General features: G+C 39.9%; 13 protein-coding genes. 6 read left to right on the forward strand and 7 right to left on the reverse strand.

Going from position 1 to position 12232, the window contains the following annotated elements; genetic code table 11:
- Nucleotides 1-51: 51 nt before the first annotated feature.
- Nucleotides 52-855 carry a ribosome maturation factor RimM gene (gene rimM / locus FJR11_RS21640; protein WP_254444818.1) on the reverse strand — a complete coding sequence of 268 codons (804 nt, stop codon included), beginning with the start codon at nt 853-855 and terminating at the stop codon, nt 52-54.
- Between the two features lie 5 nt (nt 856-860).
- A complete protein-coding gene (locus tag FJR11_RS21645; RefSeq protein ID WP_168507565.1) occupies nt 861-2144 on the reverse strand; it encodes a valine--pyruvate transaminase in 1284 nt (427 codons plus the stop codon).
- A 306-nt stretch (nt 2145-2450) separates the two neighbouring features.
- Between FJR11_RS21645 and FJR11_RS21650 the strand changes: the two genes are divergently transcribed.
- Nucleotides 2451-3560, forward strand: a complete 1110-nt coding sequence (locus tag FJR11_RS21650; RefSeq protein ID WP_168507474.1) for an S-(hydroxymethyl)glutathione dehydrogenase/class III alcohol dehydrogenase — start codon at nt 2451-2453, stop codon at nt 3558-3560.
- Between the two features lie 188 nt (nt 3561-3748).
- Here the strand turns inward: FJR11_RS21650 and hemW are convergent, their stop codons facing one another.
- On the reverse strand, nt 3749-4933 hold the full coding sequence (gene hemW, locus FJR11_RS21655; RefSeq protein WP_168507476.1) for a radical SAM family heme chaperone HemW: 1185 nt from the start codon (nt 4931-4933) through the stop codon (nt 3749-3751).
- Between the two features lie 248 nt (nt 4934-5181).
- Between hemW and FJR11_RS21660 the strand changes: the two genes are divergently transcribed.
- Nucleotides 5182-6258 carry a PIN/TRAM domain-containing protein gene (locus tag FJR11_RS21660; RefSeq protein ID WP_168507478.1) on the forward strand — a complete coding sequence of 359 codons (1077 nt, stop codon included), beginning with the start codon at nt 5182-5184 and terminating at the stop codon, nt 6256-6258.
- Between the two features lie 18 nt (nt 6259-6276).
- On the opposite strand, the gene FJR11_RS21665 is transcribed toward FJR11_RS21660, so the two are convergent.
- Both FJR11_RS21665 and FJR11_RS21670 read right to left on the reverse strand, forming a co-directional pair.
- Nucleotides 6277-6894: a TIGR04282 family arsenosugar biosynthesis glycosyltransferase gene (locus tag FJR11_RS21665; RefSeq protein WP_168507480.1), complete on the reverse strand. Its 618-nt coding sequence runs from the start codon at nt 6892-6894 to the stop codon at nt 6277-6279.
- Between the two features lie 6 nt (nt 6895-6900).
- Nucleotides 6901-7605, reverse strand: coding sequence for a 16S rRNA (uracil(1498)-N(3))-methyltransferase (locus tag FJR11_RS21670; RefSeq protein WP_168507482.1), 705 nt, complete (start codon nt 7603-7605; stop codon nt 6901-6903).
- 89 nt (nt 7606-7694) lie between these two features.
- On the opposite strand from FJR11_RS21670, the gene FJR11_RS21675 reads away from it, so the two are divergent.
- Nucleotides 7695-8060, forward strand: coding sequence for a hypothetical protein (locus tag FJR11_RS21675; protein WP_168507484.1), 366 nt, complete (start codon nt 7695-7697; stop codon nt 8058-8060).
- 38 nt (nt 8061-8098) lie between these two features.
- Here FJR11_RS21675 and aroB read toward each other — a convergent pair whose 3' ends face one another.
- Nucleotides 8099-9190, reverse strand: coding sequence for a 3-dehydroquinate synthase (gene aroB / locus FJR11_RS21680; protein WP_168507486.1), 1092 nt, complete (start codon nt 9188-9190; stop codon nt 8099-8101).
- A gap of 144 nt (nt 9191-9334) precedes the next feature.
- Here aroB and petL point away from each other — a divergent pair, with 144 nt between their 5' ends.
- Nucleotides 9335-9430 carry a cytochrome b6-f complex subunit PetL gene (gene petL / locus FJR11_RS21685; RefSeq protein ID WP_168507488.1) on the forward strand — a complete coding sequence of 32 codons (96 nt, stop codon included), beginning with the start codon at nt 9335-9337 and terminating at the stop codon, nt 9428-9430.
- 83 nt (nt 9431-9513) lie between these two features.
- On the opposite strand, the gene bioB is transcribed toward petL, so the two are convergent.
- Entirely contained in the window at nt 9514-10521 is a 1008-nt protein-coding gene (gene bioB / locus FJR11_RS21690; RefSeq protein WP_168507567.1) for a biotin synthase BioB, read from the reverse strand.
- Nucleotides 10522-10599: 78 nt separating this feature from the next.
- Between bioB and FJR11_RS21695 the strand changes: the two genes are divergently transcribed.
- Together FJR11_RS21695 and FJR11_RS21700 are read left to right on the forward strand one after the other, a co-directional pair.
- Nucleotides 10600-11172 carry a GNAT family N-acetyltransferase gene (locus FJR11_RS21695; protein WP_168507490.1) on the forward strand — a complete coding sequence of 191 codons (573 nt, stop codon included), beginning with the start codon at nt 10600-10602 and terminating at the stop codon, nt 11170-11172.
- Nucleotides 11173-11236: 64 nt separating this feature from the next.
- Complete coding sequence (locus FJR11_RS21700) at nt 11237-12091, forward strand: DUF6671 family protein (RefSeq protein ID WP_168507492.1); 855 nt, start codon at nt 11237-11239, stop codon at nt 12089-12091.
- Nucleotides 12092-12232: the final 141 nt, after the last annotated feature.

A 12232-nucleotide genomic window follows, 5' to 3' on the forward strand; every position in this document is an offset into this window, starting at 1 on the left:
CGTTTTGATCATGTTGGGTTTCCTTGCGTCAACCCAACCAACAATTATTAACTAATTATTAATTGACAATAAACCGGGGGGAGGAATAATTTCAACTCGACGATTTTCTAAATCTACAACAGGAACAATTTCCATCACAAAAGGAATTAAAACAGTTTTTTGTACTTTATCAGTTGTCAACTCTTCATTATTAGTGACAAAAGCAGGATCAAATTTAACTTCCAATAAATCATGACCTGAAGGTAAGATATCCACCACCGTTCCCACAAATTCCCCAGATGATTGCATAAAGACTTGCAATCCTAACAAATCTAACACATGAAATTCACCTTCTTCTAATTCTGGGCGATCGCTAACAGGGACAAAAAACCGACAATCACGCATATTTTCAGCTTGATGGCGATCGCTTACTCCCTTCAATTTAATCACATAGAGATTCTTTCCATCAAGATACCGCCCATTTAACAACTCCACAGGTTGAAGTTCCGTTTCCCCAGGACGTAACAACCAGCGTTTTCCAGGTTCTTCAAAGCGTTCAGGAAAATCCGTATTAGGATAAACCCGCAACTCCCCAGTTAAACCTTGAGGAGAGACAATTTTGCCAATTTCCAACCAATCATCGAGATTGGGGACTGGAGACTGGGGACTGGGGACTGGGTTAATAGGTGGAGACTGGGGCTTAGGAGGGAGGAGAGACCCGGATTTTGGGCTGGGAGACCCAGATTTTGGGCGGGGAGACCCAGATTTTGGGCTGGGAGACCCAGATTTTGGGCGGGGAGACCCAGATTTTGGGCGGGGAGACCCCGCCCCTACATTCTTCTTCTTCTTCGTGTTCTTCGCTTCTTCGTGGTTCATTTATCTTACACACTCACAGCCGCAACTTGATAAACCTGTTCAGCAACCTTAGCTAAACGCTGCATACCGATAGTAATTTCCTGATCACTACCAGTTAAACTAATTCGCAGACATTGATGTTTGTGTTCCCACTCCTCCTTTAAACCAGGGAAGAAACTACTACCAGGAACAACAATTACACCCACCTTCTTTAATTCCTGGTAGAATTCCCAATCAGTCATAGGTAAATCTTGCAACCATAACCAGCCAAAAATCGCCCCTTCACCACGATGTAAGAACCAAGGTATATTTTTCGGCATTGCGGCTTCCAATGTACTTTCTAAGACATCAAACTTTTGCTGATAGAAAGGACGGATCACATTTTCGGCAATATTTGCTAATGTACCTGATTCTATCGCTCTAGCTGCGATCGCTTGACCATATCGAGAAGAATGAATTCCCACATTAGTTTGGAAACATTCCAAAACCTGAATCAGATTTTCATCTCCAATAGCTACCCCAATCCGTTCTCCAGGCAAACCTGCTTTTGATAAACTCATACAGTGGAGGATATTTTCCCCAAATACCGGAGTCATTTCCGTAAAATTCAAAGCTGGGAAAGGAGGTGCATAAGCCGAGTCAATCAATACAGGTACATGATGTGGTGCAGCTAAATCGGTGATTTTATTTACCTCATCATTAGTTAAAACATTACCCGTCGGATTACAAGGACGGGAAAAAATCACACAACCAGTATTTTCGGTAATCGAAAGTTGGTTAAAATCAGGACGATATTTAAATCTATGTGCGGCTGTATCAATATCCAGAGTAGGTTTATAAGCAACCAAAGCTTCTGGGAACAAACAAACACCACCATAGCCAGTATAATCTGGACTTAACGGCAACACAATTTCTTTCAAATTGCCATCTTGAGTATAGCCACCAAAAGCATTAGCGGCGTAAAAATAGATAGTTTGACTACCCGCAGTAATTAAAATATTCCGCTCAGTTAAACTTAACCCATAACGCTGGTTAAAATCCTTGACAATTGCCTCAATTAATGGTGAATAACCTTGACTTGAACCATAACGACAAACAACTTCACCATATTCGGAACTAGCTAATAAATCTGCCGTACAATCGCGCCATAACTGTTCTACCTCTGGTAAAATCAACGGATTGCCAGCACTCAAATTATATAATTCCTGTCCCTTACTAGCTCTGAGGGTTTCGTTAATATCTTTCATAATCGCTCTTACGCCAGTTAAGTTGGACATTTGAGCGCCAATTTTCGTAAGGGCAGGTTTTATCATGTTTGTTACAGACTGAATTAATCGCAAAAGTGGATAAATTAAAAGGTGGTTGCAGCTAAGACAAAATTTATTATAGTTGCCAAAACAGCCACTGCCTTTAACTAATTTAAACCAGTGAATGCGATTTTAACAAAATCTGGTAGTTAATAAAGCCCCACTGGTGAAGGTGGGGGATTTCTCATGTGATAGGTACTAATGTACTACACAGGGAATTATTTGACAAGCAGTTAAAAATTCTCCTCTCTCTGCGACTCTGCGCCTCTGCGTGAGATAAAATTACCTAAATTCCCACAGGAGAATCAAATGGAAGTCAAAGCAGCAGTAGCTTACACCCCAGGAAAACCCCTCACAATTGAAACCGTACAATTAGCACCACCACAAGCAGGGGAAGTATTAATTGAGATTAAAGCCAGTGGGGTTTGTCATACTGATGCTTTTACCCTTTCCGGTGATGATCCTGAAGGCTTATTTCCGGCAATTTTAGGACATGAAGGGGCTGGTATAGTTGTCGAAGTGGGGGCTGATGTCAAAAGTCTCAAACCTGGAGATCATGTCATTCCTTTATACACTCCCGAATGTCGGCAATGTGATTATTGTTTAAGCTTCAAAACCAATCTCTGTCAAGCAATTCGCGGCACACAAGGACGGGGTTTAATGCCTAATGGTACGAGCCGTTTTAGTATCGGTGGCGACATGATTCACCATTATATGGGTACATCAACTTTCGCTAATTATACGGTATTACCAGAAATCGCCGTTGCTAAAATTCGGGAAGATGCCCCTTTCGATAAAGTTTGTTATATTGGCTGTGGTGTCACAACAGGTATCGGTGCGGTTATCTACACGGCTAAAGTAGAACCAGGCGCAAACGTGGTGGTTTTCGGTTTGGGTGGCATTGGTTTAAACGTCATCCAAGGGGCGCGAATGGTGGGCGCGAATAAGATTATTGGTGTAGATATTAATCCCAGTAAACGGGCTTTAGCTGAAAAATTTGGGATGACACATTTTGTCAATCCCCAAGAAGTTGCAGGTGATTTAGTTCCCTATTTAGTAGATTTAACAAACGGTGGTGCAGACTATTCCTTTGAATGTATTGGTAATGTTAATACCATGCGTCAAGCTTTGGAATGTTGTCATAAAGGTTGGGGTGTGAGTGTGATTATTGGTGTTGCTGGTGCGGGAAAAGAAATCAGCACTCGTCCGTTTCAATTAGTAACTGGAAGGGTTTGGAAAGGTTCGGCTTTTGGTGGTGCAAGAGGGCGGACAGATGTACCGAAAATAGTAGATTGGTATATGGATGGTAAGATTAATATTGATGATTTAATTACTCATGTGATGCCGATTGAAAGGATTAATGATGCTTTTGATTTGATGCACAGGGGGGAGTCTATTCGGAGTGTTGTGACTTTTTAGGTTTTATGGCTCACGCAGAGGCGCAGAGGCACGGAGAGGAGGAAGGGAGTTATAATTAGGTTGAGTTTACTTGGTTTTTGTTCTGCATTCATCAAAGGCGGAAAAATTGACGTTCCTGAATTGAAATATGAAATTAATTTCAAATTCTTACTCTCTGAGACTCTGCGCCTCTGCGTGAGAGAAAATCATCATTCTCCCAACTTTTCAAACAACTTCGCTAACATCACATTAGAAAATACAAAACCATCGGGATCGCTAAATCGCAAGCTATCCCCAATAATCTTCACCCAGCCTTGGGCAAAGTATGGTTGCAAACAGCTTTGAATTTTCTCTACTTGATGATTGCCGAATTTTGCTGCTAGGGAATTTAAACTGATTCCTTCGGCTAACCGTAACCCTAACATTAAGGTTTCTAGCAAGACATCTGCCTGTGGTGTGATTTCACAATCAATGACAGCACCGTTTTTTAACCATTGGTAATATTCCTGGGTTTTACGGGGACGGGTGAAGCGTTTACCATGAATATAGCTGGCTGCACCCATGCCAAAGCCATAATAGGGGCGATTTTGCCAATAAACTCGATTATGCTGGCATTGATGTCCTGGTTGGGCATAGTTGGAAATTTCGTAATGTTCGTAACCGACATCAGTTAAGGTTTTTTGCCCCATTTGATACATTTTGACTGTGGTTTCATCTGTGGGTAAGGGATCATCTCCCGGTTTGTAATAACGATTGAAGGCTGTTCCGGGTTCAATGGTCAGGTCATAGATGGAAATGTGAGTTGGTGTGGCTGCGACTGCTTGGGTTAAGGAATCTTGCCATTGTGCTAAAGATTGATGCGGTAAGCCAGAAATCAAGTCTAAGCTAAATTCGGGAATCTCGACTTGGTGAATTAACTCTATAGCTGTAAAAATATCTACAAGGGAATGCGATCGCCCAGCGGTTTTTAACAATTCTTCTTGAAAGGCTTGAACACCTAAACTGACCCGATTTACTCCTGAGTTACGATAACCAGCGATATGTGCGAAATCAAAGGTCCCTGGGTCAATTTCCATAGAGATTTCTACCTTAGAGGCTATGCCAAATCGCTGTTCTAAGGTTGTCAATATAGATTGCAACTGTGCTGTTGATAATAGTGAAGGAGTACCACCACCAAAAAAAATTGTTTCTAAAGGTTGACCATAAGTTGGTGCAATCCTGATTTCTTGACATAAAACTTCAACATATTCGCCAATTGTCCCAGAATTTTCCCCCCGTGAGCGATCGCCCACTACAAATACCGGAAAATCGCAATAAAAACACCGTCGCCGACAAAAGGGAATATGCACGTAAGCAGAACGGGGAATCCCCCAACCAATATCTTGTTGACTCATTCTGATCAATAGTGAATTTGATTTGAATATTAAAAATAATGAAAATGAGGAGTTTGTTTACAACTTTTCATCCTTTTTGCCTAAAAATAAAAATAATATGCAGTCAAAACCCTTTGGTTATAATGTTGGCATATTCTGTCTGCCTGATCAGCTAGTATGATTTCATATTTCTGAATTTACCAAAAAGGATAGAAACAAGCATACTTTACTTTATCGAATACATACCGTTGTAGGAACACAACACAACCATGCTGGATGTCATTATTATTCTCTCATTTATCTTGGCAGCGGCGGGAATAGGTTATTTCAGCACCGATCTACTCCCCCCTGGTACTCTTGATGGAGTCAGTGATTTAGATGCCTTACGTCTAGTTTTCGCCGTGTTTGCTGCCATTATTGGTGGTGCAGTCGGGCTGAGTTTCCAGACTACATACCGTCGGCTAGAGTCACAAGTTCGAGAACTACCCCTAGAAGTCATTCTCACCCGTGCCATTGGCTTAGTAATTGGGCTATTACTTGCCAATCTTATGTTAGCCCCGCTATTTTTATTACCCATTCCCCCAGATTTTGGTTTTATTAAACCTCTTGTCGCCGTTGTTGGTAGTATTATCCTCTCTGTGACAGGAATGAATTTGGCAGATACCCACGGACGGGGTTTGTTAAGATTAATTAACCCCAATACTGTAGAAAGTATGGTGGTGGAAGGAACTCTTAAACCTGCTAATACCAAAGTTTTAGATACTAGCTGTATTATAGATGGCCGGATTGAAACATTACTAGAAACAGGATTTTTAGAAGGGTTAATTCTTGTCCCCCAATTTGTTTTACAAGAGTTGCAACAAGTAGCCGACGCGAGTAAGGATCAAAAACGGGTGAGAGGAAGAAGAGGATTAGAAATTCTCAACCGCATTCGTGAAACTTATCCCGAACGCATTTTAATTAACCCTGTGGACTATGACGATACTGCCACGGTTGATGCCAAATTAGTGCGTTTTGCTCAAGAAATCAATGGCACATTACTCACCAATGATTACAATTTGTCCAAAGTTGCTAGTGTGCAAAAAGTCCCAGTTTTGAATGTTCATGATTTAGTAAATGCTGTGCGTCCCACTTATTTACCGGGTGATAATCTGGATTTGAAAATTCTCAAAGAAGGAAAAGAACCAACTCAAGGAATTGGCTATTTAGATGATGGCACAATGGTAGTGGTGGAAGAAGGCAGGGGTTATGTCGGTGGTGAATTGCGAGTAGTAGTTACCAGTGCTTTACAAACCTCCGCTGGGAGGATGATTTTTGCCAAACCCCAAGCTTCCGCCTTAGCATAAGGAATATGGCAGGGAAAACTAGAGACAAAAAGTGCTATTTTCAATATCCTCTGGACGATCAATATCTGCTAAAGCTTGCAGATAACTGATTGATAAATGCCAAGTTTGAGCAATTTCTACTGTTTTTGCGAATACCTGAGCAGTACCCCAGTGGATATTAGCAAATAGTTCTGCTATTGGTTGTTGTAAACCAATTAAATAATAACCACCGTCAATGGCTGGACCAATTACAAGATCAAAAACCCGCAATTTCTCAAAAGCACTTGCTAAAATTTGCGAATTTAGATCAGGACAATCCGTACCAATTATTATCACTTGTTCTGCATTTTGACTAAACGCATTTGCAAGCGATCTTTCCATTCTTACTCCTAAATCTCCCTCACCCTGAAATTGATACAATAAATCATTTCCTAACCAATTTTGCATTTTTTCTAAATCACCACCTGTAAAGCGCACTTCTACAGATACTCTGGTCATTTTTGCCAATTCTCTAACCTGAGAAATCGTATATTCAGTCATCTGCTTTTGCAAATTAGCAGCACCAATTTCACCTAAAGCCGGTATGAGTCGGGTTTTTGTTTTCCCTGGTTCTGGGTAACGGGTAAAAATAATGAGGTGTTGTTTTAAGGGTTTCAAAGGAGATTATTCAAAATTTGCGGCTATTAAAGATATAGCAACTATGGGTGCTGTAACGGCGCGAAGAATGCGACGACCCAGGGAAATGGGCTGAAATCCTGATTTTACAGCTATTTCTATTTCTTGATTTGTCCATCCTCCCTCTGGTCCAATAGCTATAATTATGTCATTTTTAGTATTATTTATCACCTGATTTAAATGAGGATAATCACCACGGGCTTCACAGATATAACGATGAGTAGCGGTACTTTCATTCATGGCAGTGTTAAAAGCTACGGGTTCTAAGATGGTGGGAACCACAGCCCGTTCTGATTGTTCAGCGGCTTCTGAGGCTATACGCCGCCAGCGTTCTAGTTTTTGGAGACTGGGATTTAATAAAGTGCGATCGCTTAAAACTGGTGCAATACAAGTTACTCCTAACTCCGTACAACACCGGACAATCTCATCAAATCCATTTCCTTTCGGTAATGCCATCATTAAGGTAATAGATATCGGTAATTCAGTTTTTACCTCCAGTAATTCTAAAACCTGCCCTTGTTCCCCTGCTAACTGTGCTAACCACCATTTACCCATACCATCCATAGCAATGAATTTATCACCATCTCGCAACCGCAACACCCGTAGTAAATAATGTTGTTGTTGGGATGTTAATAAAAGTTCTGTTTCTTGGAGTTGGTTTGGATTAATAGTAATGCGTTGAAGTTGTGACATTCTTTAGATAAGATAGACTGATTTACAACCAAGTTGTCAGAAAAGATAAATTGGTTTATTCCCGATAATGAAAAGGTTTTTAAGAGTACATGAACAAACGATTTATTTTAACTTTGATTTCTAGCCCCGTATTGTTTACATCCATGATATCTATGGTGATGATGGCTAGACCTGCTCATGCTAGTCAAACAATGGACGCTAGTGGGACTCATCTATCTTGTGTTATGTCTCCCCATTCAGCAAGTCCGAAAAAGGTATGTATACAGGTAAGTAATACTCCTCCTGCTGTTGCAAAATCACCCATGCAAATAGCACAAGCAGATACAAATAATCCCAAAGAACTAGAATTTTCTGATGCAGAAAGTGATCTAGCTATCAAGTTATTTGGCTGTGATTGCCCCGTTTGTATCAATGCTGCCCGTCAATTAAATGGTGTAGCACCTTTACCTGTTTAGCATGATGTGGTCTTAAAAAGGGCGGGGAGACCCCGCCCCTACTTCCCTAATAATACTTCTCTAATTATTTCTGTTGGTACTTCGTCGGTAACTTTGACTGCACCAATTTGGGTTGGTAATACAAAGCGGACTTTACCAGATTTAACTTTTTTGTCTAATTGCAAAGCATCAATAAGAGCTTCAATGTCTAAATCTGCGGGTATTTGGGTGGGTAAACCTGCTTTTTTAATTAGGTTGTTTTGACGTTCTGTATCTGCTTGTGGCCAAAGTCCCAATTTTACAGCAATTTCTCCCGCTGCTACCATGCCAATACCTACGGCTTCACCATGTTTAAATAGACGATATTCTGTGAGACTTTCCACCGCATGGCCAATGGTATGACCATAATTTAAAATTGCCCTCAGTCCAGATTCTTTTTCATCTTTGCTAACTACATCTGCCTTTGCTTGACAGGAATGAGTTAATATGCTGTTTATCAGGTCGGATTTTACATAGCGGAGTTGATCAAGGTGTTTACTTGCTGTTAGTTGAGTAAATAACTCGGTATCCCAAATGATCCCGTATTTGATCACCTCTGCCATTCCTGCCCGAAATTCCCTAGCAGGTAGGGTTTTTAAGACTTCTGGGTCAATTAAAACTAAACTGGGTTGATGGAATGCACCAATCAAGTTTTTGCCGTGGGGATGATTTACGCCGGTTTTGCCACCAATAGCCGAATCTACCATTGCTAGGAGACTGGTCGGAACTTGGACAACATTGATGCCTCTAAGCCATGTAGCGGCGGCAAAGCCCGTCATATCACCAATTACACCTCCACCCAAGGCGACCATCGTTGAGGAGCGTTCTAGGCGATTTTCCAGGGCGATATCGTAGAGTTTTTGAATGGAGTTGAGGGTTTTGTAGCGTTCACCGGGGGGTAGGTTGTAGCTGACAACTTCAAAACCGGCATTTTGCAAAGAGGCGATCGCTCTTTCGCCATAATATTTAAATATCATCGGGTTGGAAACTAGTAATACCTTCTTCCCTAGTTTCAAACTCGCCATTTGTTCACCTAGTTGATCTAAACTCCCAGGGGCGATGGTAATATCATAAGACTTTTCAGGTATATCTACTTTAATTACAGAAGTCATTCCCTAACCCTAATATAATCACTTGTCCGCGTATTTTACCCCAATTTGGCAACCTATTCTCTGTTCCCTGTTCCCCGTTCCCTGTTCCCTTTAATAATTATTGATGATTCAATATAAATAAGTAACTAATTTGGAGAAACTGCCATGACTGGTGCAATTGAGTATGTTGTATTTTTAGGTGTATTTATGGGTGTAGCTGTTGGCTTGTTATTTGGTCTGCGTTCCGCCAAGATCATTTAATCAAGTAGGTTGGGTTGACGCAAGGAAACCCAACATTATCAATATCGTTGGGTTGCGCTGTCGCTTAACCCAACCTACTTTTGTTATATCATCACTGGAGTTGGTGTTTTTTCCTGCTTTTGGAATGGGGGACGCATTTCCAAACCCAGCAAATTCAACATTTCTTTATCTGCATCATAATCAGGACAGGGAGTAGTCACCGTCAACATTTTGTTATCATCGCTGGAGAAGATGGAATTTGCACCAGCCATAAAGCATAAAGCTTGTTCTACCTGGGAAAGTCTCGCCCTACCTGCGCTTAATCGCACGTCAGATTTAGGCATAATAATTCTAGCAGTTGCAATCATCCGCACCACATCCCAAATGGGGACATCGGGTTGATTTTCTAAAGGTGTACCGGGAACTTGGGAAAGAATATTAATGGGTACAGATTCGGGGTGGGGTTGTAAATTTGAGAGAGTATGTAACATTCCTACCCGATCTGCGACATTTTCTCCTAAACCGAGAATACCGCCCGAACATACGGTAACATTAGTTTGGCGAACATTGGCAATGGTATTCAGGCGATCGTCATAGGTTCGAGTTGTAATTACGGTGCTGTAGTGTTCCCGTGAGGTGTCGAGATTATGGTTATAAGCATATAATCCCGCATCCTCTAACCGCTTTGCCTGGTTTTCTGTCAACATTCCCAAGGTACAGCATACTTCTAAACCCATGTCGGTTACGTCCTTAACCATATCCAGGACTTCCTCAAATTGGGAATTATCCCGAACTTCTCGCCAAGCAGCACCCATACAAACCCGACTCACACCGCTTTCTTTGGCTGTTTTAGCAATATTCATCACTGTTGCTTTTTCTAACAGTGCTTCGGGTTTTACCTCGGTTTTGTAGCGAGAAGATTGAGCGCAGTAACCGCAATCTTCTGGACAAGCACCGGTTTTAATGGAGATAAGTTTACAAACTTGTATTTGTTCGGGTTTGTGATATTGACGATGCACAGTAGCAGCTTGATAAATTAGCTCTAGAAATGGTGTATTATATATCGTCAATATCTCTGTTGGTTGCCAATCGTAGCGTATTCCCACTGTTATGATCCTTTTTGCAGTCTTTTGGATTAATGTTCAAATTAGTATAGCTGATACAAAATATTTAAATTTAAGTATGAGTATATGACATCAGAGCCACCAATTCTGACAAGCGATCGCCTAATATTAAGAATGGCAGTGATGGAGGATATTCCCTATATACTCAAATATTTTACTGAAAATAAAGAATATCTCACACCATTTTATCCCAAATGGGATGAAAATTTTTTTACCGAAGAATATTGGGAATATCAAGTAGAAACCAGTTTCTGGGAATTTGTTAACAATTATTCATTAAAACTATTTATTTATCGGAAACACCAGCCTAGAAAAGTCCTGGGAACTGCTAATTTTAGCAACTTTGTGCATAGTGCTGCTCAATTTTGTCAATTAGGATACAGTTTAGCAGAATCAGCCCAAGGTTATGGTTACATGACAGAAGCCTTATCTATTTCCACTGAGTATGTTTTTCAAGAATTAAATCTGCACCGCATTATGGCTAATTATATGCCCCATAATCGCCGCAGTGGTAATGTTCTTAAAAGGGCTGGTTTTGTAGTCGAAGGATATGCTAGAGATTATTTAATGATTAATGGTAAATGGGAAGATCATATTTTCACAAGTTTGACAAATCCCCACTGGCGATCGCATTTATAATACCTCAGATCCCCGATTTCTCCAATAAGTAGGGAATCTAAAGATAATTATGGAGAAATAAATTATGTCATTATATAATCATCGCGTGGCTATTTTGGCGACAATGCACAATAAAGAAAAGGTAATTTCTCCTTTGTTGAAAGAACATTTAGGAATTAATTTGATAGTTCCTCAAGACTTAAATACTGATATTTTTGGGACTTTTACTAGAGAAATTAAACGTCCAGACACACAAATTATTACTGCTAGGTTAAAAGCTAAAAAAGCCTTGAAAATGTATGATGAAAAAATAGCACTCGCTAGTGAAGGAAGTTTTGCACCTCACCCCCTAATCCCCTATATTTATGCTAACCGAGAAATAATTATTTTTCTGGATCAAGAAAATGATTTAGAAATTATTGGTGAAATATTTTCCACAGAAACTAATTTTAATCATCAAACTATATCTAGTTTAGAAGAAGCTGAAGAATTTGGAACAAAGGTTGGTTTTCCTAAACATGGTTTAGTAATTTCACTTGATAATATATTTACAGGGAAAACAGAATTTATTAAAGGTATTACCAGCCAGGAAACTCTGATAAATTCAGTAGAAATTGCTATAAAAAACACAAATGGTAATAAATTTAATATAGAAACAGATATGAGAGCAATGTATAATCCTACCAGAATGAAAAATATTGCCCTTACTACCCAAGACTTAATTAATAAAATTAATAGTTTATGTCCCCAATGTAATACTCCTGGTTTTATGATTAATCAAAAAATACCTGGATTACCTTGTAAACTTTGTCATCAGCCAACTTCATTAATTAAAGCAGTAATTTTTCAATGTCAAAAATGCGGTTTTACCCAACAACAATTATTTCCTAACAATCAAGAATTTGCTGATCCTAGTTTATGTGAATATTGTAATCCTTAGATCCCCGACTTCTTGAAGAATTCTGGAATCTATTTTATTTTTTATTGATCATTCTCAAGAAGATATATAATTTTTATAAGCTCGTGATAGCGCAGCGTGGCGTTAGCCATTTCTGACAATTTAACTAGCAACTTACGTTAA

The sequence above is a fragment of the Anabaena sp. UHCC 0187 genome (assembly GCF_009712035.1).
In the GTDB taxonomy this organism is placed as follows: Bacteria; Cyanobacteriota; Cyanobacteriia; order Cyanobacteriales; family Nostocaceae; genus Dolichospermum.